Origin of the sequence: Halorubrum cibi, assembly GCF_900182635.1 — an archaeon.
Classification (GTDB): domain Archaea; phylum Halobacteriota; class Halobacteria; order Halobacteriales; family Haloferacaceae; genus Halorubrum; species Halorubrum cibi.
Genome location: NZ_FXTD01000003.1, coordinates 180,138 through 202,824, shown reverse-complemented (window position 1 = coordinate 202,824; position 22,687 = coordinate 180,138). Strand labels below are relative to the sequence as shown.

Below are 22,687 nucleotides of genomic sequence, written 5' to 3'. Positions count from 1 at the left end.
CACGGGACGATCGACGGATCGGGGAGCGGTACGGTTTTGTCGATCCGCCGGTTCGACCGACCATGGATACGGGCGCCGTCCGCTCCGTGCTCGTCGGATCGAAGGTCAGGATCGCGCTCCTCGGGCTGCTGGTCGTCGTCGGGAGCGTCGGCGGGGCGTTCGCGCTCGGGGTACTCGGAACGCCGAGCGTCGCGGCCGTCGACAACACCTTCGGCGAGGTAACGAACGAGACGACGACGGTCGAGACGGACATCGTCGTCGCCAACCCGAACCCGATCGGGGTCGGGCTCGACGGCGTGGCCGTGAACTACACCGTCTCGATGAATGACGTCGAGATGGCACGGGGCGGTCGTGAAGGGATCCGGATCGGGACCGGGAACTCCACGCTCGGGTTCGAAACCCGGATGCGAAACGACGCGATCCCGCCGTGGTGGACCAGTCACGTTCGAAACGACGAGCAAACGGACGTCGTCATCGACGCGACCGTCACCTCCGACCGCCTCGGGCGGGGCGTGGAGTTCAGCCGGACGCGCGAGATAGAGACGGACCTCCTCGGCGCGTTCAACTCGGGGGAGACGCGGCCGGTCAACGCCGACAGCGCCCTCGTCGACGACCCGGTGTTGTACGTCAACGAGACCCGCGGGCAGTGGGGATCGGTCTCGGAGACCGAAACGCCGATCGACATGGCGTTCGTTGTCTACAACCCGAACCTCGAGCCGTACGCGGTCACCGAGATCGGGTACGACGTCACGATGAACGGCGTCGAGATGGCGTCCGGTCGGACCGACGAGGGGTACGTGATCCCCTCGCGGGCCTCCGAGACCGTCGAATTCACCACGGCGCTCGATAACCGGCGGCTCGACGAGTGGTGGGTCACCCACCTCGACGAGGAGGTCAACGGCCATCAGGTGAGCGACCTCCGGATCGAGTTCTACGCCGTGATCGAGTTCCCCTCCGGCGAGGAGGTCACCGTCCCCTTAGACCAACTCACCTACGAGGAGACGATAGAGACCGATATCTTCGGCGAGGGCGAGGACGTCCGCGACTCCTCCGGGAGCGACGGAGGGACCGAAGCCGACCGCGACGACTCCGACTCCACCGACGGGTCTTCCGACGGTGACACCGACGGCGGCACCGACGACACGACCGACGGTGGAACTGACGACACGACCGATGGCGGCACCGACGACACGACCGACGGTGGAACTGACGACACGACCGACGGTGGAACTGACGACACGACCGATGGCGGCACCGACGACACGACCGACGGCACAACTGATGACGGCGTTCTCCCGCTGTGACGAGCGCGGGACCTCGTCGATTCAGTCTCGGTCGCTCCGTCCCAAGAGAAGCGTCGCGACGCCGAAAGCGAGGCCGCCGAACGTCCCCGTGACGACCGCGTCGACCGGGCGCCCGCCGGCGACCGTGAACTCGACGACGCCGGTGACGACGATCCAGACGGCGACGGTCGCGAAGAGGTACCTCAGCGGGTTCGAGCGGTCGAGATCGATCGAGGGGGTCATCCCGAGAATTCCGCCTCGCTCACCCGGACCACGAGCGTCTCCTCGACGTCGCGGAGGTCGTACTCGGGGACCTCTCCCTGCGTCCGCCGGACGAAGAGCGGCTCGACCGGCTCGCCGTCGACGAGTCCGAACACCTTGAGCCGCTGGTCGGTCTCCTCGGGTGGGACCTCGCCGTCGCGGACCTCGCGTGCGAGGTCACGGGAGAGCCACTCGGTTCGGGAGACGGACGGTTCCAGGACGATCGCCTCGGCGACGAAGCGGACGAGGTACCACTCGAGGTCGTTGAGAAGCGACACCGCCGTCCCGAGGCTCACGGTGTCGACGGCGACGCTGTTCGCGAACGGCTCGGCGATCTCGTAGGTCGCGAGCGCCTCCCGCGCGGTCTCGCGGGACAGCAGCTCGTAGCTCAGGTTCGCGTCGGACTCGCCGAGGAGACACACCCGCGTCACGGTCGGTGAGTCGCGGGGACCCGCCAAATCGGTTCCGGTCGACGCACCCAACTGATTTATGCCCCTCTTCGGATGGTTACCCGTGTCGTCCCCACGCGAGCAGCTCCGTCCACAGCACGCCGTCTACCTGTTGGGAATCCTCGCCCTCGGGCTCGGGATCCTCCACCTCCTCACGGAGGGCGAGGGACTCGGGACCGTCCTCGAGGCGTTCGTGATCTGTAGCCTCTCGTCGCTCGTTCTCTTGACGGGGTACGAGTTTCCGGATCGGGAGATCTCCGAGTCCGGCCGGTGGCGTGCGGTTCGGTTGGCGGCCGGCGTGACGGTGTCGTTCGCACTGTTGGCGCTCGCCGTCTGGACGATCTGGTTGCTGGAGGGCCACCCGAACCAGTTCTCGTTTCTCCTCTCGTTCGCGACCGCCCTCGGGACGATGGTCGGGATCCGGGGCGGGATCCACGCGGTCGAGTCCGAAGAGCGGCTCGAGGAGGCCGAGGACCTGACGAAGCTCCTGACCATCAATCAGCGCGTCCTCCGGCACAACCTCCGAAACGAGCTCTCGATCGCGCTCGGACACCTGGACAACGTCGAGTCCGCCGACCACTCGGCCGACACGAGCGAGGACGTCCGCGTCATTCGGGATCACCTGGAGCGGCTGCTCGAGACGACCGATCGAACCCGGGAGATCGTGTCGATATGGAACGCCCATCGGACGGTGGAACACCGCCTCACGTCGCTGGTCGAGGAACGGATCGCTCGGGTTCGGGAGACGCACCCGGACGTCGAGATCGCGACGCGCTTCGAGGCCGACCCCCGCGTTCGCTCGCATCCCGCGCTCGGAAGGGCGGTCGAGGAGGCGCTGCGGAACGCGATCGAGCACACGCCCCCTGAGGCGTCGATCTCCGTCACCGTCCGTACGGACTCGAACGGGGCGGCAGTCCTGGAGGTCGCCGACACGGGCGAGGGCATCCCGAGATACGACCTCGACGCGATCGGGAGCCCGGGCGAGACGCCGCTCGTCCACACCCGAGGACTCGGCCTCTGGATACTCTACTGGACCCTGAAAACGTCCGACGGGACGCTCGAGCTGGTTGAGAACCGGCCCACCGGAACGATCGTCCGGATGACGTTCCCGAGGAAGGGATAGACGGTGGAGGAGCGGAAGGGCGGAGAGGAAGGCGTACGGCGGAAGGAGAGGGCGGGCGGCGGCCGAATCTCGCAAAGCAGCGACGGAAGCGCGAACCGCGAACTCAGAAGGTCGAGACGTCGCCGTCGATGACCCGGCGGGTGACGCCGGTCACGTCCGCCAGCTCGTCGTCGACGATCGCGACGACGTCCTCCTCTATCGCCGACAGCTCGACACCCTCCTCGGTGACGATCTGCGCGTCGGCGACGTGCGGCTCGTCGATCGGGCGACCGATCTGCGAGAGCAACCGGACCTGGAGGTCTCGGATCCCGTCCACCTCGTCGGTGACCTTCTCCGCGATGTGCGTCGACAGCAGGTTGTAGATCTTTCCGATGTGGTTGACCGGGTTCTTCCCGGAGGTGGCTTCCATCGACATGGGACGGTTGGGAGTGATGAGCCCGTTCGCGCGGTTTCCGCGGCCGACGGAGCCGTCGTCACCCTGTTCGGCGGAGGTGCCGGTGACGGTGAGGTAGATGGAACCCTCCTCGTAGTCGTCGGCCGTGTTGACGTCGACGTTGACCTCCCGGTCCGTGTAGTCCTCGGCGAGGTCGGTCACGAACTCTCGAACGCCGCTCACGGCGGCGTCGTACTCCTCGAGGTCCGCGACGTGGGCGTCGACCATCGCGGCCGCGACCGTGATGTCGATGCGGTCGCCCTCGCGTTTTCCCATCACCTTCACGTCGGGGCCGAGTTCCGGGTGATCGGCGAAGTAGGTCGTGTTGAGCTCGCGTTCGGTCTCGTGGACGATCGTCTCGGTCTCGGTCAGCGGGGCGTGACCCACGCCGAAGGAGGTGTCGTTGGCCATCGGGACCTCCTGGGTCTCCTCGCCGAAGACGTCCTGGAGGTCGCCGGACCCCTCGCCGAGTCTGACGTCGACGATGACGTCCGTGCCGTACTCGAGCTCCGGGAGCGCCTCCGCGAGGTACTCGCGGGCGGCCGCGAGCGCGGTGGAGTCGACCGGGAGCTGTCGCCCCTCGTACTCCTTCGTGGCGCGGCCGACGATCAGGACGTAGATCGGCTCGATCACCTCTCCGCCGCCGAACGCGGGGGCGGCGCGACCGGCGACCAGTTGGGTCTCGTCCGTGTTGTAGTGGAGGACCTTTCCGACGCGGTCGAGGTAGAGCTGCGAGAGCGCGCGAGAGACCGACTCCGCGAGGCCGTCACAGATCGAGTCCGGGTGTCCGATACCCTTCCGCTCGACGATCTCGACCTCCTGGTCCTCGACGGCCCGTCGGTCGAGGCGGCTGACTTGGATGTTCCGGCTCATGTCGACACCGTCGTATCCCGGCCGCAGTATAACTTGCGGAAACCACTCGAGGCCGAATAATGTCTCCAGGTAATCCCTACGAGACCGCCTCGTACGCCTCCGCCATGACCGAGATCGCCTCCCGGAGGTCCTCCTCGTCGGTCGCGTACGAGATGCGCGCGTGGCCTCGTCCGCCCTCGCCGAACGCCTCGCCGGGGACGACGATCACGCCGCGCTCGAGACACTCCTCGACGAATCCCTCGGGAACCCGCGGCATCGCGTAGAAGGCACCCTGCGGGACCGGACACTCGATGCCGGCGTCCGTGAACCCCTCGAGGAGGATATCGCGGCGGCGCTCGAAGGAATCGGTCATCTCCTCGACGACGTCGCGGTCGCCCCGAAGCGCGGCCTCGGCCGCGTACTGGGCGGGCGCCGAGGCGCACGCCTGCGCGTACTGGTGGACGCGGACCATGCGGTCGATCCGCGCCTCGGAGCCGTACACCCAGCCCAGCCGCCAGCCGGTCATCGAGAACAGCTTCGAAGCGGAGTTCACGACGACGACGCTGTCGGTCTCGGCGAACTCCATCGGCGAGCGATGTTCGCCGTCGAAGACGGTGTACTCGTACACCTCGTCGGAGACGCAGAGCACGTCGTGCTCGTCGGCGATCCGCGCGAACTCCCGAATATCGGCCTCGGGGGAAACCGCTCCGGTCGGGTTGCCGGGCGAGTTGACGACGAACGCGACGGTGTCGTCGGTGATCGCGTCCTCGACCGCGGCGGGATCGAGCGTGAGGTCCTCCCGGAGCGACACCGGGACCGGATCTCCGCCCGCCAGTTTCGTCAAGGCGTCGTACGAGACGAAGCCCGGATCCGGGATTATCACCTCGTCGCCGGCGCTCACGTGCGCCTCCATCACGAGATGGAGCGCCTCGCTGCCGCCCGCGGTGGCGATCACGTTCGCCGGATCGAGATCGATGCCCTGGTCCGCGCGGTGCTTCTCGGCTATCGCCTCCCGGAGCGGGGCGATCCCCTTGTTCCCGGTGTAGGCGTCGGCCTTCCCCGCCTCGATGGCGTCGACGGCCGCCCGCCGGGCGTGTTCCGGCGTCGGGAAGTCCGGCTGGCCGATCCCGAGGTTGATCGCGTCGTCGCCGGCCGCCTCGAACACCTCGCGGATCCCGCTCACCGCGACCCGCTCGATCCTGTCGGAGAATGTCGGCATGGCGTACCGAGGGATCCGCCCGGAGTTAGTTCTTGCCACGTCGCTCGCGGCCGCCGGCGGAGCGTCCCGGACCACCGACAGTTCCTTGCCGTCCGGTCGTGATCGACTCCCATGGACACGCTCGTCACGGACACGCTGCTCGTCACCATGGACCCGGACGTACCGGGGGCGACGGGCGACCTCGGGATCGTCGACGACGGCGCGGTCGGCTGGACCGACGGGGAGCTGACCTACGTCGGCCCCGCCGACGGCGTCGAGACCGAGGACGCGGAACGCACCGTCGACGGGGGCGGCTGCCTCACGCTTCCGGGGCTCGTGAACGCCCACGTCCACGGCCACCACACCGTGTTGCGGGGAGCCGCCCAGGACGTCCCGGAGATCGAGTGGATGACCCGCTCGCTGGGACCGATCTCCGCGCACGCGACGCCCGAGGATGGGATCGTCGGCGCGAAACTCACCGCGATCGAGGCGCTCGCGTCCGGCACGACGACCGTCGGCGAGTACGCCCGCGGCGTCGGCGACCTCGTGAGCGAGGTGTACCGGCCGCTGGGACTTCGGGTCGTCGCCACCGAGATGATAAACGAAGTCCCCGAGGACCGCTCCGACGTCGGGCCGGACGAGCCCTACCCGTTCGACCGCGACGGCGGCGAGGCCGGACTCGCGCGCGCGAACGACCTCGTCGCGGAGTTCGACGACGACCCGCTCGTCGAGCCGGCGTACGGCCCGCAGGCGCTCGACATGGTCTCCCTCGACCTCCTCGAGACGATCACCGAGCGGGCCCGCGCGGCGGACCGAACCGTCCACATGCACGTCGCGCAGGGGGACCGGGAGCGGAGACAGATCGCCGCCCGGTACGGCGAGGGCGAGACCACCGTCGGGGTTCTCGACCGCGAGGGGCTGCTCGGCGACCACCTGCTCGCGGCGCACCTCCACGGTGCGACCCCGGCGGAACGCGGCCGGCTCGCAGACGCCGGCGTCCGGATGGTTGGCTGTCCCTCCTCCATCACCGCGATCGACGGGATCGTCCCGCCGGTCGTCGAGTACCTCGAACACGGGGGTTGCGTGGGGATCGGCACCGACCAGGCGCCCGGTCCCGGCGGACACGACGCGCTTCGGGAGGCCCGCACGGCGGCGATGCTTGCGAAGGCCGATCGGACCGACCCGACCGCGCTCGACGCGAGCGGCGTCCTCGAACTGCTGACGGTCGGCGGCGCTCGCGCGCTCGGGATCGCCGACAGCGTCGGGTCGCTCTCGCCCGGCAAACGCGCGGACGTGGTCGTCTGCGACCTGGAACGCCCCGAGATCGCGCCGACCGTCACGGAACCGTTCCACACCGCGATCCCGAACCTCGTGTACGGCGGCGGCAGCGACGTCGTTCGCGACGTGTTCGTCGACGGGGTCCAGCTCGTCTCTGCGGGCGGGATCGTCGGCGTCGACGTCGACGCGGTCATCACGGAGGCGGTCGAGCGTGCCGAGCGGATCTTCGGCGAGTCCGAGGACGACTGGCGCGCCGCCGGATCCGCCCTCGTCGACGCCGTCGACGAGGGACGGCTCTAGGTCCCGAGCCGGTGAGGGTCTCGGGGTGCTCGGGAGTTCAGGGGACTCGCCGGCTACCGGCGCCTGTCCCACACCGGCCGGTCGTCGATCCGTGCGCCCCCGGCGCCGGCCGCGCCGGCTCCCGCCGCCTCGAACAGCTCGCGGATCGCGGGCAGGAACCGCTCGGCGTCGACGCGGTAGATCGTCTCGTCGACGGCGCGGAGCCGGTAGTTCGGTCTACCGATCCCCATCGGGACCTTGATCGACTCGATCAGCCCGCGCTTTTCGAGCGCGCGTCGCGCGGCCGAGAACGTCTGTTTCGGCGCGATCTCGACGTCGTCGGCCCACTCGCGCACGTCGGCGAAGAGGTGGTCGTGCCGGGCCGCCAGCGCGACGAGCAGCGCCCGGTCGTCGAGCGGTCCGGACCGGTCGAGCGTCGTCGGATCCGCGTCGAGCGTGGAGAGGACGACCGCCAGGTCGTCCGCGAACCGGTCGTCGAGCGTCTCGCGGGCCGCGGACAGCAACCGCGTCCGCGAGGGCATTCGGACCGAGATCGGATCGGCCGCCTCGAACCGCGCCCGGACGGCTTCCGCGGCAGCGGGGACGCGGTCCGGATCGGCGTCGGTCAGGATCGTTCGGTCGTCCGCGGGCCCCACGACGGCGTCGATCCGATCGGGACTCGCGAACAGCGGTCGGTCCGGTCGCGGACCGGTGCCGGTGCGCAACGCGAGCGTTTCACGCGCGCAGGCCTCGGCCGCGGCGCTTCCGAGTACGAACGTTCGACCGAGATCGTCGACGACCTCCGGCGGACACGCCACTCGCCAGCGACCCCCCTCGTGTGCGCGACGCGCCGAGAGGATCGCGGCGAGGAGTTCGACCCCGACGCCGACGGCGACCACGTCGTCCCGCCCGGCGAGCGCGGTCTCCACGTCGTCGACGAGGGACATACCCGTTCTGGCGTTCGCGGTGGAATGAAGCTTCCCCCGATCTCGAGGGCGACACGGCTGAACCGCTGGCGGCGGGTACCCGTTGGTTCACGTGTCCGTTCGGTTCGGACGTCCGCTCGGGTGTCCGTTCGCTCAGGGTGCCCTGGCGATCACCAGGTAGCCGGTGTGGCCGACGCCGCGGGTGGAGGGGCGGGAGCCGCGGTCGGAGAAGTCCATCTCGCGCTGGATCGTCTCCAGCGTCTCGATCTCCGCGAGTCCGGCCTCCCGCGCGGCCGTCACCGCCTCGCGGGTCCCCTCGACGAACGGGGAGTAGACCGCGAGGAAGCCGCCGGAGACGAGCAGGTCGGGCGCGTGGGAGACGATCGCCGGGGCATCGCCGGTGTCGAGCGTGAGCACGTCGAAGGGGCGGTGCGTGGTTCCGGTCGCCTCGTCGCTCTCGTCGCCCCCGTCGAGGAGCGCGTCGACTTCCTCGACGAGGTCGCCGGTCCGGACCTCGACGCGCTCCTCGACGCCCGCGACGCGCATGTTCTCGCGCGCCACGTCGGCGAACTCCGGGTCGACCTCGTAGGTGGTCACGTCCGCGCCGACCCGGCCGAGGTGCGCCGCGAGGATGCCGGTTCCCGTGCCGGCGTCGAGGACGCGGTCGCCCGCGGCGACGCCGGTCAGCCCCATGACGAGCCCCACGTCCCGGGGCATCATCGGCGCGCCGGTGCGCTCGAGGTGGTCGAACAGGTCCGGGCCGCGAAGCTCGCGGACCTCGAAGGCGGTACCGAGGTGGCTCTCGACCGTGTCGCCGGCGGCGACGTTCTCGGGGACCTCGAGCACGCCGAGGTCGGTCCCGAACTCCTCGCCGGGTTCGAGCAGGTACTCGCGGTCCTCGTGAACCAAGAGGTACGCGGCGTCGGTCACTCGAGCTCGGCGATCGCGGCCGCGAGGTCGCCGTCGTGTGCCTCCAGCGTCTCGCGGGCGAGCGACTCGGGGACGCCAGCGCGCTCCGCGACGAGGGCAACGTCGTCGTCGGGGATTCCGCCCGCGTCTCCGGCGTCCTCGTCGGTATCGGCGGCCTCGACCGCTCCCGCGCTCCCCGCGCCTGCGTCGGCGACCTCGTCGGGATCGCCGACGATCTGGTAGGTCTGTTGGCCCTGCGCGTCCATGCGCGTGACCTGCGGGTCCTCGAAGACGAGGTCGCCGTCGGCCGTCTCCACGACGACCCGCTCGGCGTCGAGCTCCTCGACGTCGATCCCCATCTGTTTCATCATCTGTTTCATCTTCCGCGGGTTCATGCCGCCTCCTCCGAACATGTCGCGGAGTTCGGCCGGGCGGCACAAAAAGGGTGACGAAGGGTTTCGACGGAGCCACCGCCACCGTCAGTTTCCCCCGGTCGTCTGCCTCCTCACGGGGTTTGATACGGACCGAGATCCAGGGAACGGTATGTACCTCGCGGACCACACCTGGCCGGAACTCGGCGATCGACTCGAGGGCTCCTCCACCGCGATCGTGCCGCTCGGCTCGACCGAACAGCACGGGCCGCACCTCCCGCTCGCGACCGACCACCTCATCGCGGAGGGGCTCGCGACCGCGGCCGCCGAGGAGACCGGCTTCCCTCGCACGCCCACCGTCGACATCGGCGTCAGCCCGCACCACCGCCAGTTCCCCGGCACGCTGTGGGTCGACCCGCCGGAGTTCCGCGACTACGTCGAGAGTTTCACTCGCAACCTCGCGTACCACGGGATCGACCGCGTCGTCTACGTCAACGCTCACGGCGGCAACGTCGACCACCTCCGGGAGGTCGGCCGCCGGCTCCATGAGGACGGGACGATGTACGCGATCGAGTGGATGTGGGACGAGTCGATCCCGGAGCTCGTCGATGACCTGTTCGAACGGAACGGTCCCCACGCCGGCCCGAAGGAGACCGCCATGATCACCCATCTCGCGCCCGATCTCGTCCACCCCGAGGAGTTCGAGGCCGCCCGCGACGGCGGGCTCCCGGACATGGGGGACGCGGAGACGATGGTCCACGGCGCGCGAACCTTCTACGACGCGGTCGACAACTCCGCGAACGGTGCCTTCGGCGACCCGACCGACGTCACGCCGGAGAAGGCCGAACGGCTGTTCGAGGCCGCCGCCGACCAGCTCGTCCGGTTGCTGGAGTGGCTCGACGCCCGCGAGTTCGAGGCCCTGATGCCGGAGCCGCGGGTGGTGTGATCGTCCGAGGGCACTCCGGACAGCACGGACGAAACAACCGAGAGAGGGAGTCGTTTCAACCGCAAGGGATGTTTCCTCGATTTCGCCGACGCAGCGGCGTATTTCGCTTCCAGACGGTCACGTAGTTCCGCTTTCAGGCGGCCGTCTCCTCCTCCTCGCGCATGTCCGGCGGGAGGAGGTTCGGGATCCCGTCCTCGATCGGGTAGACCTCCCCGCACTCCGTACACGTGAGCGTCCCCTCCAGGATCTCTCCGTCGTCCCGCTCGTCGACGTCGAGTTCGAGGTCGGCCTTGTCGAGCGGACAGCAGATCACGTCCATCAGGGATTCCTTCATGGAGGCGGGTTGGCGTGGACCGTTCAAAAAGGATGCGGGTCGGTGGGGCGGCTCGGTGGGGCGGCTCGGGAGGACGACCCGACCGAGGACGACAACGCCTTTGGGACGGGGAGTCACCGAGAGCGCATGGGGATTCCCGAGGAGCGGATCGAGCGGTTGTTCGGGCTCGCCCGCGAGGCGGTCGTCGACGACGAGTACGACCGGGCGCGGGAGTACGTCCGCCTCGCGAGGCGGATCGCCGAGCGGAACCGCTGTGGCGTCCCCCGCGAGTTCGAGCGGAAGACCTGCGACGACTGCGACGTGTACCTCCGACCGGGCAAGACCAGCCGGGTCCGGCTCGGTCCCGGTCGGGTGGTCGTCCGGTGTCGAGAGTGCGGCGGGACCGGGCGATACCCCTACCGCTGACCGGAAGTCACGGCTCCCGACCGGCCCGCAACGCCTCCAGCACCGCCGCGGTACCGTCCATGTACGCCGCCTCGAGGACGACGTCGGCCGCCGCCGTCGCCGCCCCGTCCGCGTTGGCGACGGCGTAGGAGTCCCCGGCGGCCTCGAACGTCGAGACGTCGTTCTCGCTGTCGCCGACCGCGACGAATTCGGCCGCGTCGACGCCAAGCGCGTCGGCGACTCGCGCGAGCCCGTCCCCCTTGTTCACGTCCGGCGACTTGACGTGGAACGCGTAGCCGGTGTCGACGACCTCCACGCCCTCGGCGGTCGCGGCGACCTCGCGCAACAGCGCCTCGTCCGCGTCGACGGAGACGGCCACTTCCGTCTCGCGCCACCGGTTCACCGTCTCGTCTCCCCCCCAACCGAGGTCGCCGCCGCGCTCGAGGAACGTCTCGACCACGGCGCGCGCGGCCGCGGGGTCCCCGAGGATCGTCGTCTCGTCGTCGACGTGGACGACCCCGCCGTTCTCCGCGATCACGGTGGCGTCGCGGCCGAGGAACCCCGCGAGCGCCACGGGGTACGGGAACGCCTTGCCGGTCGCGAGCGCCACGGGGGCCTCCCAGTCGGGCAACAGCTCGAAGACGCGAGGGTCGAGCCGGCCGTCCGGGGTCGTCAACGTCCCGTCGATGTCCAACGCGAGGGGTGGAACCATGTGGACACGCCGGGTCGCCGACGGCAACTGTCTTCCGTTCGACGGGGGAGACCCGTCGATCGGCACGACGAGCGCGTCGACTCAGGCGCGGGCCGACCGGTCGAACAGCTCGCGGTAGACGAGCGTCGGGAACCGCGGGACGAGTCGGCTCGGCGGTCGCCCCTTGCCGCCGTCCCGCTGTACGGTCACCCGATCGAGCAGGCCCGCGTCCGCGAGTTCGTAGAGCACGCGACGCACGGTGGACGCCGACAGGTCGACGCGCCGCCGAGAGGCGATCGTCTCCGTCGCGACGCTCACTGAGGACCGGTCCGATTCGGGCAGCGTCACGAGCTCGTAGAGCAGTCGACGGCGGCTCTCCGAGAGCGAGAGGACGCGTCCCAGCGTGACGCAGGGCTTCGGGACCTCCTCGATCCCCGCGTCGACGTCCTCGGGTCGGATCGTCGAGACGCCCGCGCGCTCGGCGCGGATGGCCGCGCCCGCGATCGCGGCGAGCGCGTCGTGGGCGTCGCCGGAGGCCCACTCGCCGATCTCGCGGACCTGATCGTGGCTGAGCGCGTCTCGGCCGAGCCCCGTCGAACACCGGCTGGTCAGGAGCTCGACGAGGACGTGTCGACGGTACCGCGAGAGCGCCACCGCCTCGTCGGGGTCCCACTCGATCTCCTCCGGCGGCTCCCGGCCGAGACACACCGGCACGACGTGACCGCTCACGTCGGTGAGCCACTCGACGACGGTCGACGCGCTCGGCGTCTCCGGCTCGTTGGTGTGATCGACCGCGACCACGACGTCCGGGCCCGTCCGGACCGCGTCACGGAGCGACTCGGCGAGGTCGTCGGTCCCGATACCGTGGTCGGGGACGGTCTCGTCGCTGACGGCGGCGAGCGCGTCGTGATAGAGCCGGAACCGCGTCGAGGCCCGTCTGGCGTCCACGTAGACGAACCCCGGGAGGGTCGGCTCGACGGCTCGCGTCGACGTCTGGATCGCCTGCGGCGGCCCGCTGTGGGTCGCGAGTCGGGCGAACAGCGCGGAGACGACTGCGGACTTGCCGCTCCCCTTCGGACCGTGGACGTAGGTGCTCGGGGGCAGCGCGCCGGAGAAGGCCGGGCTGAACGCGTCGAGCAGGCGTTCGAGCGCCGGGCCTCGACCGATCGGCGACTCGAGGTGGAACACCGGAGAGACGGCGTCGAAGTCGACGAAGACGCCCGCCCCGGTGTCGTATCCGAGTCGTCGCTCGATCCGGTCGTCGATGTTCACGCTCCCACCTCCCCGGTACGGGAATAAAACCGATACGAACCGCGACGGGAGCGGCGCGAATCCCGGTGCGCTCGACCGGATCGACGCGAACCGCGGTCGACTCGTCGACCCGTCCCTACCAGTGGTCCGGTTTGTACCGGTTGATGAGAAGCGTCGAGACCATGAAGACGCCGGCGCTTATCGCGCCGGCTATCGCGCCGGCCACGACGCGGACGCCGAGCGGCCCCTCGGCCGATCCGGCGATGACGAGCGTCACCACGGCGGCGACGACGACCATGTTCCGCCAGTCGCGCCTCTCGAGACCCAGCGTGTTCATGCCGCTCGCTCTCCCCGCTCGCGGTTAAATCCACCCCGCCGGGATCGACTCCGCGGCGCTCGATCTCGGCGGCGACGAGGAGAGATCCGCCCGCACGTTCGACCACACACTTAACCCGAACGGCCGCTTCCCCGCGAGCATGTCCGAAGGGTCGTTCCACGAGTCGGTGGTCGCCGCCGACAGGTGGAGCAAGGTGCTCGCGCTGGTCGTCGCGATCGGCGTCTTCCTGGCCGTTCGAGAGCTGGTCGGCGACGTACAGTTCTCCTCGATCGTCGCGGCGACGGCCGGGATCGGCGCGCGGCTGTACGTTCCGTACCACGCCAGCGTCCGTGTCCCGGAGCCGGAGCGGCGGCCGCTTAGCGAGCACCCGACCGCCGGGAACTACCACCACGGTGCGGCCGGGCTGGCGCTGATCGCGACCTCGGTCGTCGCGGTGGGCGTGTTCGAGTTCGGTCACGGCGTCGTCACCGCGGTTGGTGTCGGGGTCATCTGCGGGAGTGGTGCGTATCTGCTGTGTGCCTCGGCGCTTCCGACGGCGTAAAAATCGGTTCCGGTGGCGGCTCAGATGGCTCCGGGAACCCACACGGCGGACCCGAGTATCCCCGCGATGGAGAGGATCGCGATGAGCGTGTGCGTGATCGCGATGGAGGCCGCGGGCGGGTCGACGTGCGTGTCCCCGTGCGCGTAGAAGACGCGCTGGAACGCCTCGCCGACGACCGCGCCGAGCAGCCCGAAGAGCCCGGCGATGAGCAGCGCCACGATCGGGCTGTAGCCCGTCCCGGCCGTGGCGAGATACGCCGTCGCCCCCGGCAGGGTCATGTGGTGTGTGACCGGGATCCGATCCACCCCGAGGTTCAAGAACAGGAGCGTCGCCGCGCTGATCCCGAACCCGAGGAACGGGCTGCCGGTCTGGATCGCGGCGTAGGCGGCCGCGAGTCCCGCGGTCAGCCCGATCGCCGCGACGTGCGACCACTTGTACATGTTCGGCAGCCACGGCTCGACGGCGAGGCGGTCCTCCGAGGACTTCTCGCCGTCGCCGGGCATCTCGCCCGGTTCGCGCATCTCGCCCCGCTCGAAGGGCCCCATGTCCATGAACCCGTTCGCCTTGTCGCTGACGACGCCGATCACGGAATAGCCGAACACCGCCCGGTGTAACAGGGCGCTGGCGACGACGGTGAAGGCGATCGGGTCCGTCGGGACCGCGAGGTTCCGGAACGTCTGTTCGAGCACGATGCCGAACACGCCGAAGACGGCACCCACGGCGAGGATGTCCGGCTTGCTGCCGAGCGCGAAGCCGATGTCCTTCGCGTTGTGGTAGTCGAAGCCGGACTCCATCTCGCCGTTCTTGGCGGCGTACGCCGCCGCGGCCGCGCCGCCGGCGAAGGAGATGTGCGGGCCGAAGACGGGACCGAAGCCGACGCCGACGCCGGCCCCTGAGGCCGCGTCGCCGCCGAAGACGCCGGCGATCACGAGGAAGCCGGTGAAGATGAAGGCGGGGAGCGCGCCGAGCGCGGCGCCGAACGCGCCGCCTGCGGCCGCGCCGAGCCAGATGGTCGGATCGAGTAAGATCTCGAGCACCGCGTCGACGGAGCCCGCGTTCCAGCCGCTGGCCTGCGCGAGGACTCCCGTCGCGACTGCGGAGTTCATCTACTCGTCCCCCTCGTCGTCTCTCGCCCAGTCGAGGGACTTCTCGACCGCGTCGCCCCAGCGGTCGTACAGCTTGTCGACCTCCGCCTGCTCCTTCTCGGGCGTGAACTCGCGGTCGACCTGCCAGTTGTCGCGCAGCTCGTCGACGGTGTCCCAGTAGCCGACCGCGAGCCCGGCGGCGTACGCGGAGCCGAGCGCGGTCGTCTCGTCCACCTCCGGTCGCGCGATCTCCGTCTGGATGATGTCGGACTGGAGCTGACAGAGGAAGTTGTTCTTCACCGCGCCGCCGTCGACGCGGAGGCTCGTCGTCTCCACGCCGGAGTCGGCCTCCATCGCCTCCGCCACGTCGCGCGTCTGGTAGGCGATCGACTCGAGCGTCGCCCGCACGATGTGCTCCTTGCTCGTGCCGCGGGTCATCCCGACGATGGTGCCGCGGGCGCGGCCGTCCCAGTGGGGCGCGCCGAGGCCCGTGAACGCCGGGACCATGTAGACGCCGTCGGTCGATTCGACCGACCGCGCGAGTTCGGCGGTCTGGGCCGCGTTGTTGATCAGGTCGACGTCCTCGAGCCACTCGATCGCCGCGCCGGTGATGAAGATCGAGCCTTCCAGCGCGTACTGGACGGGCTCGCCGGACATCTGGAAGCCGATGGTCGTCAGGAGTCCGTGATCGGACTCGACGGCCTCGGTGCCCGTGTTCATCAGGTAGAAGGAGCCGGTGCCGTAGGTGTTCTTCGCGTCGCCCTCGTCGAAGCAGGTCTGTCCGAACAGCGCGGCCTGCTGGTCGCCGAGCGCGCCCGCGACCGGGATCTCCTCGCCGAGGAAGCCGTCAGCGTCCGTGTGGCCGTAGTACTCCTCGTCGGAGGAGGGTCGTACCTCCGGTACCATCTCCTTCGGCACGCCGAACTCCTCGAGCAGCTCGTCGTCCCACTCCAGCTCCCGGATGTTGTACAGCATCGTCCGGGACGCGTTCGTCACGTCCGTGATGTGGTTACCCGTGAGGTTGTAGATGAGCCACGAGTCGATCGTGCCCATGACGAGCTCGCCCTCGCGGGCGCGGTCTCGGAGGTCGCCGCCGCGGGAACTCTGCATCTTGAGCGGCTCGGCGTTGTCGAGGATCCACTCGGTCTTGGTCGCCGAGAAGTACGCGTCGGCCTCGAGGCCGGTCTTCTCGCGGATCTCCTCGACCATCTCCGCCTCCTGAAGCTCCTCGACCCGGTCGGTCGTCCGGCGGTCCTGCCAGACCAACGCGTTGTGGACCGGCCGGCCGGTCTCGCGATCCCACACGATCGTGGTCTCGCGCTGATTCGTGATCCCGATCGCGTCGAGCTGGTTCGCCTCCAATCCGGCGTCAGCGAGCCCGTCGAGGACGACCTGTTGAGTGTTCTCCCAGATCTCTATCGGGTCGTGTTCGACCCAGCCCGGATTGGGGTAGATCTGTTCGTGTTGTTCGTAAGCGTTCGCGACGACCTGCCCGCCGTGGTCGAACACCATGAAGCGGGTTCCGGTCGTCCCTTGGTCTATCGCACCGACGTACTGTGTCATGTTCTGGATCCCTCCTGCGGCGCTGGCCCGGCCGAAACGACGACGCCACCGTCCGTGTCCCGGCCGAATCCGGGACCGAACCCGTCACACACCCCGCCCCGAAACGTCGATTCGGGCCTCACGCCGGCCCGAACATCGGGGACGCGGGGTCGCCGTCGTCGCCGCCACGGCATATCTTCACGAAAGCTACCACGCCATTCGTGAACATAATGTACTACCATAATAATCTTCCCGTTAAAATCCGCAAGTTGCCCCGTATAAAAAAGAACCATATATAAATTTGTGGGTTAGCGATCCAACAAGATCCAATGAATATCCCTGATAGTTATGATCGGGTGCGTACGGGAGATAAAGTAAAGTGATCCCGGTCCAAGCGCTATGACATGGACGATCAAGTGGACGTCGTCGTCGTCGGTGGGGGGTCGACCGGCTGCGGCGTGATACGGGACCTCGCGCGACGGGGGCTCGACGCGGTCCTCGTCGAGAAGGGGAACCTCACGCACGGGACCACGGGTCGCATGCACGGGCTCCTCCACAGCGGCGGCCGGTACGCCGTCTCGGACCAGAAGAGCGCGCGCGAGTGTATCGAGGAGAACCGGGTGCTCCGCGACATCGCCGCCCACTGCGTCGAGGAGACGGGCGGGATGTTCGTCAAGCGGCCCGAGGACTCCGAGGAGTACTTTCGGGAGAAACTGGAGGGGTGTCGCGCGTGCGACATCCCTGCCGAGGTGATCGACGGCGAGGAGGCGCGCAGGCGTGAGCCGTACCTCGCGCGCGACGTGGAGAAGGCCATCGTCGTCCCCGACGGGGCGGTCGACCCGTTCCGGCTCTGCGTCGCCAACGCCGCCGACGCCCGCGAGCACGGCGCGCGCGTCGAGACCCACGCCGAGGTGACGGACGTGCTCGTCGAGGACGACGAGGTCGTCGGCGTCGAGATCGAACACGACACCGGGCCGGGCAAGCGCGTCCACCGCGAGCCGGGGACGACCGAGGAGATCCGCGCGCGCTACGTCGTCAACGCGACCGGCGCGTGGGCCGGGCAGCTCGGCGAGATGGCCGGCGTCGACGTGGAGGTCCGCCCGTCGAAGGGCGTGATGACCGTGATGAACACCCGACAGGTCGACACCGTGATCAACCGCTGTCGACCCAAGGGCGACGCCGACATCGTCGTCCCCCACGAGACCGCCTGTATCCTGGGGACGACCGACGAGGAGGTCGACGACCCCGAGGATTACCCCGAGGAGGAGTGGGAGGTCGACCTGATGATCGAGACGCTCTCGGAGCTGGTTCCCGCGCTCAAGGACGCCCGCACGCTCCGCTCGTTCTGGGGCGTTCGTCCCCTCTACGAGCCGCCCGGAACCGGCACCGACGACCCCACCGACATCACGCGCGACTACTTCCTCTTAGACCACGCCGAGCGCGACGACCTTCCCGGCATGACGAGCATCGTCGGCGGGAAGCTCACCACCTACCGGATGATGGCCGAGTCGATCACCGACCACGTCTGTGAGAAGCTCGAGTACGACGCCGACTGCGACACCGCCGACGCGCCGCTGCCCGGATCCGAGGACTTCAGCGTCCTCCGCGACTACATGGAGGAGTTCGGGATCCGGTCGCCGATCGGCCGCCGCTCCGCCCAGCGGCTCGGCTCGCGGACCGACGACGTGTTGGGGGGGACGGACCCCAACCCCGTCGTCTGCGAGTGCGAGGGCGTCACCCGCGCGGAGGTTCGAGACGGGATCGAACAGGCCGGCTCCGACCTGAACGCGGTCCGGCTGCGCACTCGCGCCTCGATGGGGAACTGTCAGGGCGGCTTCTGTACCCACCGCATCGCCTCGGAACTGGCACGGGAGTACCCCGAGCCCGTCGCGCGCGACGCCGAGGACGAGCTGTATCAGGAGCGCTGGAAGGGCCAGCGACACGCGCTGTGGGGCCGCCAGCTCTCGCAGGCGATGTTGAACCACCTCCTCCACGCCACCACGATGAACCGCGACGGCGACCCGGCGACGACCGACGCCGACGTCGACTTCGGCGCGTTCGACGCGGGGGCGGAGCCGGGGACCGACGGGTCCGCCGGCGCCGACGACTCCGGGTCGGACGGCTCAGCCGCGGGCGTCACGGCGACCGACGGCGGGCTCGACGCGACCGGGAGCCCCGACGCGACCGACGGGGGCACGCATGGCGATCGATAGCGAGGTCCTCGTCGTCGGCGGCGGGATGGCCGGGATCACGGCTGCGATCGCGGCCGCCCGCGAGGGCGCCGACACCCGGCTCGTCTCGCACAAGGCGAGCACGCTGCGGCAGGCCTCCGGGCTGATCGACGCGCTCGGTTACCTCCCCGCGACCGAGCCGGCGAAGCCCTTACGCGAGGGGCCGCCGACCGCGGGCCGGAATCTCGACCCCGACGAGTGGCCCGACCCGGAGGGACCGCTGACCGACCCCTTCGAGGCGATCGACCGGCTCCCTGAGGACCACCCGTACCGGCTCGTCGGCGCGGACGCGCTGCGGGAGGGGCTCGAACTGTTCGACGACCTCGTCGGCGACGCGTACCTCGGCGGTCACACCGACCGGAACGCCCTCGTCCCGACGTTCGGGGGCAGCGTGAAGCCGACCGCCCGCTACCCCGCGTCGGCGGCGGCGGGGCTGGCGAGCGACGACCGCCCGACGCTGATCGTGGGGTTCCGGTCGCTCACGGAGTACGACGCGCGGGCGTTCGCCGACCGGCTCGCGGCGGCGGACGTCCCCTTCGACGTCGCCGGCGCGGAGGTCGAGTTCGCGGAGGCGTTCCGCGCGGACGCGAAGATCACGCGACTCGCGAAGGCGCTCGACCGCGACGAGCCGATCGACGGCACGCCCGCTCGCGAGGCGCTGGCGAAGGCGGTGGGACCGCACCTCCACGACGTCGTCGACGAGGAGGGCGGCGTCGACCGCGTCGAACGGGTCGGCTTCCCGGCGTTCCTCGGAGACGACCACCCGGCCGAAGTCCGCGCGGACCTCGGAGACCGGCTCGGCGCGGACGTCTTCGAGATCCCGATGGGGCCGCCGAGCCTGCCGGGGCTCCGGCTCGAGGACCTGCTGTACGACGCGCTCGACGACGCGGGGGTCAGGTTCGAGACGGGGACGCCCGCGGTGGGGTACGCCGTCACCGACGCGGGCGACCGGATCGACCACCTCGTGATGGACCGGAAGGGCAGCGAGGTGCCCTACGGCGCGGAGGCGGTCGTGCTCGCGACGGGCGGGCTGGTCGGGAAGGGGCTCGACTCGGATCGCGACGGCGTCCGCGAGCCCGTCCTCGACTTACACGTCCCGCAGCCGGCGGACCGCTACGAGTGGTTCGTCGACGACGCGTTCGGCGAGCAGCCGTACGCGCGGTTCGGGGTGCGACCGGACGAGCGGCTGCGTCCGCTCGACGAGACGGGGGAGGTGGCGTACGGGAACATCCGGGTCGCCGGCGCGGTCGTCGGCGGCGCGGACGTGGCGCGGGAGAAGTCCGCGAGCGGCGTCTCGCTCGCGACCGGCCTCGTGGCGGGCCGGGAGGCGGCACGGGAGGTTCAGCAATGACACGACACACAGGGAGCGACGACGGGGACGAGACGAGTGGTACCGACGAATCACACGGCATCGACGGGACGAGCGACGACGAACCACGGGGGCGGACCGACGACGAACCGCGGGGGTCGGCCGACGGCGACCGCTGCGGCTGTGGGAGCGCGGACGGGACGCCCCAGCCGAACGTCCCCGAGATCGGTCGCGACGAGCGTCCGGCGATATTCGTCCCCGACGAGGAGTCGGAGGAGCGGGGAGGACCCGCGGACGCCCCCCGAACGGCGACCGACGGGGGCGTCGAGAGCGCGACCGGCGGCAGCGACTCGACCGAGCTCGACCCCGACGCCTACGACCCGATCGACGTGTTCCCCGAGGGCGACCTCGACCTGCGTGACGGGGCCGACTCCTGTTATAAATGTACGTCGTGTGATACGTCGTGTCCGGTCGCGGAGGTCGACGACGAGTTCCCCGGCCCGAAGTTCCAGGGGCCCGAGCAGTGGCGGCTCAAGCGGAAGGACGACCACGACATCGACGAGTCGATCACCTCCTGTTCGAACTGTATGCGGTGTGACGACGCCTGCCCCTCCTCCGTGCCACTCTCGCAGATGCACAACGAGGCGCGCGGCCAGTTCGTCGAAGAGCAGATGGAGAAGCTCTCGCTGGAGTACGTCCGCAATCGCATCCTCGCGAACTACCGGACCTCCGCGCGGCTGGCCAGCGTGGTCCCGCGGCTCTCCTCGTTCGCGATGAACTTCGGGCCGGCGCGCTGGGCGATGGACAAGGTGCTCGGGATCCCGAAGGAGCGAGAGTTCCCCGAGTTCGCGACGACGACGTTCCGCGAGTGGTGGCGCGACCGCGGCGGCGCGCAGGTCGAGAACCCCGACAAGCGCGTGGCGTACTTCCACGGCTGTTACTCCAACTACAACACGCCGGAGGTCGGCAAGGCGATGGTGCGGGTGTACGAACACTTCGGCTACGAGGTGTTGGTGCCGCCCCAGAAGTGCTCGGGGACGCCGATGTTCGCCAACGGGATGTTGAAGGACGCCCGCCGGCACGCCGAGACCAACGTCGAGAACCTGATCGAGGCGATCGGCGACGGCGCGGACGTGATCGCGTCGTGTACCTCCTGTTCGATGTCGCTGCGCCAGGAGTACCCCGAGCTGTTCGACATCCACGGCATCGAGGACGTCTCGAATCACACCTTCGAGGCGCTCGAGTACCTCCGGATCCACGAGGACCTGGACGGCGCGCTCGCCGAGAGCGACGGCCCCGGCGACGAGCAGTCGTTCGCGTACCACGCGCCGTGTCACGCCCGCAACCAGGGGCTCGCCCGGCAGGCCGTCGAGACGTTCCGCGACGTCGACGGCGTCGAGATGGAGGACGTAGGCGACTCCTGTTCGGGGATCTCGGGCACCTACGGCTGGAAGAGCGAGAAGTACGAGAAGTCGATGCAGATCGGCGAGGAGATGTTCGACCACATGGAAGAGGCCGAGGGCAAGGTGGGGATGACGGAGTGTCCGACCTGCGCGATGCAGATGGAACACGGCACCGGCTACGAGATCGAACACCCGCTCCAGCTGCTCGAGGAGACGGTCGTGGCGTAGGCCGGTCGTCGTCACTCGTTTTCAGACGCGATAACGGAAGACGAACGTTTATTTTCGGTAGCCGGCTGGTTCGGGTATCGTGACGCTGGAACAGCTCGTCGATCGGTTCGAGAGCGCGGAGCGGTCGATCGTCGTCGTCAATCGGAGCGATCCGGACCCGGTTCGGGACATGCTCGTCGAGACGTTCGGCGACGACGCCGTCCGCGTGACCGAGCGGAGAGTCGGCGAGAGGGGGATCGCTGAATGGAGCGGAGCCGGCGCGAGCGGGTTCGTCGACGTCGCCGACGGCGTCCTCGACGTCGATACCCTTCGTGACCACGACGGAGTACCGTTCGAGGGCGATCGCGTCGCGGACGCAGAAAACCTCGTCCTACTCGTCGACGACAACGAAGTGATCGCGGGCTCGACGCTCGAGGCGCTCAGCGACGCGATCCTGTTCGTGAACTCGGATCTGTACATCACCAACGCACGCTCGCCGGAGGACCTCGAGTTGCCGTCGGTGATAACCGGACTCGACGACACGGTGTTCACCCTGCGCGGGTATCCCGAGTCGAACCGACAGAAACTGCTTTTGATCACCATCTCGCGGTTCATCGAGCGTGCCGCGCTGACGGCCGGCGGCGGGACGCTCCGGTCGTCGTTCCAGCGGCTCTCACGGCTGGAAGACGAGCTCGGAACCCGGCGCGTGTACGAACGCGTCGCCGACGGCGGGGTGGATGCCCACCTCTACGGCGTGCCCGACGACCCGCCGACGGGTCTCGAGGCGACCATCCACGGCGGGCGCTCGAGCGACTTCACCGACAGCTGGTTCGTCGTGTTCGAACCGCCGGGCGGGCCGGCCTCCGTGGACGCGGAGACCGACCTCGCCCGGGGGGTCAACGGCGGGGTCGGTCTGCTGGCGGTGGAGACGAAGCCGCGGATCTGGCATGGCGTCTGGACGTTCGATCCGGACCGTCTCCGTGCCATCAGCCGGTACATCAGAAGAAACCTGTCGACCGCGGGCGGGTGACGGCACGACGGAAGCGAACGATCCGTCACCGTGT

23 protein-coding genes are annotated in these 22,687 nt (G+C 69.5%); 10 read left to right on the top strand and 13 right to left on the bottom strand.

What is annotated here, in order from left to right:
* Positions 1-62: 62 nt before the first annotated feature.
* On the top strand, positions 63-1,304 hold the full coding sequence (locus FN829_RS05350) for an LEA type 2 family protein (RefSeq protein ID WP_142985966.1): 1,242 nt from the start codon (positions 63-65) through the stop codon (positions 1,302-1,304).
* Between the two features lie 21 nt (positions 1,305-1,325).
* On the opposite strand, the gene FN829_RS05345 is transcribed toward FN829_RS05350, so the two are convergent.
* Together FN829_RS05345 and FN829_RS05340 are read right to left on the bottom strand one after the other, a co-directional pair.
* Positions 1,326-1,526 (bottom strand): hypothetical protein, encoded by a 201-nt coding sequence (locus tag FN829_RS05345; RefSeq protein ID WP_142985965.1) that lies wholly within the window; start codon positions 1,524-1,526, stop codon positions 1,326-1,328.
* Entirely contained in the window at positions 1,523-1,975 is a 453-nt protein-coding gene (locus tag FN829_RS05340) for a DUF5804 family protein (RefSeq protein ID WP_142985964.1), read from the bottom strand. The genes FN829_RS05345 and FN829_RS05340 overlap by 4 nt, the downstream gene beginning before the upstream one ends.
* An 82-nt stretch (positions 1,976-2,057) precedes the next feature.
* On the opposite strand from FN829_RS05340, the gene FN829_RS05335 reads away from it, so the two are divergent.
* Positions 2,058-3,116, top strand: a complete 1,059-nt coding sequence (locus FN829_RS05335; RefSeq protein ID WP_185955690.1) for a sensor histidine kinase — start codon at positions 2,058-2,060, stop codon at positions 3,114-3,116.
* Between the two features lie 103 nt (positions 3,117-3,219).
* On the opposite strand, the gene FN829_RS05330 is transcribed toward FN829_RS05335, so the two are convergent.
* Entirely contained in the window at positions 3,220-4,422 is a 1,203-nt protein-coding gene (locus tag FN829_RS05330) for a methionine adenosyltransferase (protein ID WP_142985962.1), read from the bottom strand.
* 76 nt (positions 4,423-4,498) lie between these two features.
* Positions 4,499-5,620, bottom strand: coding sequence for a pyridoxal phosphate-dependent aminotransferase (locus FN829_RS05325; RefSeq protein ID WP_142985961.1), 1,122 nt, complete (start codon positions 5,618-5,620; stop codon positions 4,499-4,501).
* A 111-nt stretch (positions 5,621-5,731) separates the two neighbouring features.
* Here FN829_RS05325 and FN829_RS05320 point away from each other — a divergent pair, with 111 nt between their 5' ends.
* Entirely contained in the window at positions 5,732-7,177 is a 1,446-nt protein-coding gene (locus tag FN829_RS05320; protein WP_142985960.1) for an amidohydrolase family protein, read from the top strand.
* A gap of 53 nt (positions 7,178-7,230) precedes the next feature.
* On the opposite strand, the gene FN829_RS05315 is transcribed toward FN829_RS05320, so the two are convergent.
* The 3 genes from FN829_RS05315 to FN829_RS05305 all read right to left on the bottom strand — a co-directional run bounded on the left by FN829_RS05315 (position 7,231) and on the right by FN829_RS05305 (position 9,404).
* A complete protein-coding gene (locus tag FN829_RS05315) occupies positions 7,231-8,103 on the bottom strand; it encodes a transcriptional regulator TbsP domain-containing protein (RefSeq protein WP_142985959.1) in 873 nt (290 codons plus the stop codon).
* Between the two features lie 132 nt (positions 8,104-8,235).
* On the bottom strand, positions 8,236-9,012 hold the full coding sequence (locus tag FN829_RS05310; protein WP_142985958.1) for a methyltransferase domain-containing protein: 777 nt from the start codon (positions 9,010-9,012) through the stop codon (positions 8,236-8,238).
* Positions 9,009-9,404 (bottom strand): nascent polypeptide-associated complex protein, encoded by a 396-nt coding sequence (locus FN829_RS05305; protein WP_142985957.1) that lies wholly within the window; start codon positions 9,402-9,404, stop codon positions 9,009-9,011. Before FN829_RS05305 ends, FN829_RS05310 begins: the two co-directional genes overlap by 4 nt.
* A 130-nt stretch (positions 9,405-9,534) precedes the next feature.
* On the opposite strand from FN829_RS05305, the gene FN829_RS05300 reads away from it, so the two are divergent.
* Positions 9,535-10,308 carry a creatininase family protein gene (locus FN829_RS05300; RefSeq protein ID WP_142985956.1) on the top strand — a complete coding sequence of 258 codons (774 nt, stop codon included), beginning with the start codon at positions 9,535-9,537 and terminating at the stop codon, positions 10,306-10,308.
* Positions 10,309-10,441: 133 nt separating this feature from the next.
* Here FN829_RS05300 and FN829_RS05295 read toward each other — a convergent pair whose 3' ends face one another.
* Positions 10,442-10,642, bottom strand: a complete 201-nt coding sequence (locus tag FN829_RS05295) for a methytransferase partner Trm112 (RefSeq protein ID WP_185955689.1) — start codon at positions 10,640-10,642, stop codon at positions 10,442-10,444.
* Positions 10,643-10,768: 126 nt separating this feature from the next.
* On the opposite strand from FN829_RS05295, the gene FN829_RS05290 reads away from it, so the two are divergent.
* Positions 10,769-11,047: a ribonuclease P protein component 4 gene (locus tag FN829_RS05290; protein WP_142985955.1), complete on the top strand. Its 279-nt coding sequence runs from the start codon at positions 10,769-10,771 to the stop codon at positions 11,045-11,047.
* 7 nt (positions 11,048-11,054) lie between these two features.
* Here FN829_RS05290 and FN829_RS05285 read toward each other — a convergent pair whose 3' ends face one another.
* From FN829_RS05285 to FN829_RS05275, 3 genes are all read right to left on the bottom strand, one after another.
* Positions 11,055-11,738, bottom strand: coding sequence for an HAD-IIB family hydrolase (locus FN829_RS05285; RefSeq protein WP_142985954.1), 684 nt, complete (start codon positions 11,736-11,738; stop codon positions 11,055-11,057).
* An 81-nt stretch (positions 11,739-11,819) separates the two neighbouring features.
* Positions 11,820-12,989, bottom strand: coding sequence for a Cdc6/Cdc18 family protein (locus FN829_RS05280; RefSeq protein WP_142985953.1), 1,170 nt, complete (start codon positions 12,987-12,989; stop codon positions 11,820-11,822).
* A gap of 115 nt (positions 12,990-13,104) precedes the next feature.
* Complete coding sequence (locus FN829_RS05275; RefSeq protein ID WP_142985952.1) at positions 13,105-13,305, bottom strand: hypothetical protein; 201 nt, start codon at positions 13,303-13,305, stop codon at positions 13,105-13,107.
* A 139-nt stretch (positions 13,306-13,444) separates the two neighbouring features.
* Between FN829_RS05275 and FN829_RS05270 the strand changes: the two genes are divergently transcribed.
* Complete coding sequence (locus FN829_RS05270) at positions 13,445-13,846, top strand: hypothetical protein (protein ID WP_142985951.1); 402 nt, start codon at positions 13,445-13,447, stop codon at positions 13,844-13,846.
* Positions 13,847-13,866: 20 nt separating this feature from the next.
* Here the strand turns inward: FN829_RS05270 and FN829_RS05265 are convergent, their stop codons facing one another.
* Together FN829_RS05265 and glpK are read right to left on the bottom strand one after the other, a co-directional pair.
* Positions 13,867-14,952 (bottom strand): hypothetical protein, encoded by a 1,086-nt coding sequence (locus FN829_RS05265; protein WP_185955688.1) that lies wholly within the window; start codon positions 14,950-14,952, stop codon positions 13,867-13,869.
* On the bottom strand, positions 14,953-16,494 hold the full coding sequence (gene glpK / locus FN829_RS05260; RefSeq protein WP_142985950.1) for a glycerol kinase GlpK: 1,542 nt from the start codon (positions 16,492-16,494) through the stop codon (positions 14,953-14,955). It lies immediately after the preceding gene.
* A 383-nt stretch (positions 16,495-16,877) separates the two neighbouring features.
* Here glpK and glpA point away from each other — a divergent pair, with 383 nt between their 5' ends.
* The 4 genes from glpA to FN829_RS05240 all read left to right on the top strand — a co-directional run bounded on the left by glpA (position 16,878) and on the right by FN829_RS05240 (position 22,653).
* Positions 16,878-18,686 carry an anaerobic glycerol-3-phosphate dehydrogenase subunit GlpA gene (gene glpA / locus FN829_RS05255; protein WP_142985949.1) on the top strand — a complete coding sequence of 603 codons (1,809 nt, stop codon included), beginning with the start codon at positions 16,878-16,880 and terminating at the stop codon, positions 18,684-18,686.
* Positions 18,673-20,055 (top strand): glycerol-3-phosphate dehydrogenase subunit GlpB, encoded by a 1,383-nt coding sequence (glpB, locus tag FN829_RS05250; RefSeq protein WP_142985948.1) that lies wholly within the window; start codon positions 18,673-18,675, stop codon positions 20,053-20,055. The genes glpA and glpB overlap by 14 nt, the downstream gene beginning before the upstream one ends.
* Complete coding sequence (locus FN829_RS05245; RefSeq protein WP_142985947.1) at positions 20,052-21,644, top strand: anaerobic glycerol-3-phosphate dehydrogenase subunit C; 1,593 nt, start codon at positions 20,052-20,054, stop codon at positions 21,642-21,644. Before glpB ends, FN829_RS05245 begins: the two co-directional genes overlap by 4 nt.
* Positions 21,645-21,723: 79 nt before the next feature.
* A complete protein-coding gene (locus FN829_RS05240) occupies positions 21,724-22,653 on the top strand; it encodes a hypothetical protein (protein WP_142985946.1) in 930 nt (309 codons plus the stop codon).
* Positions 22,654-22,687: the final 34 nt, after the last annotated feature.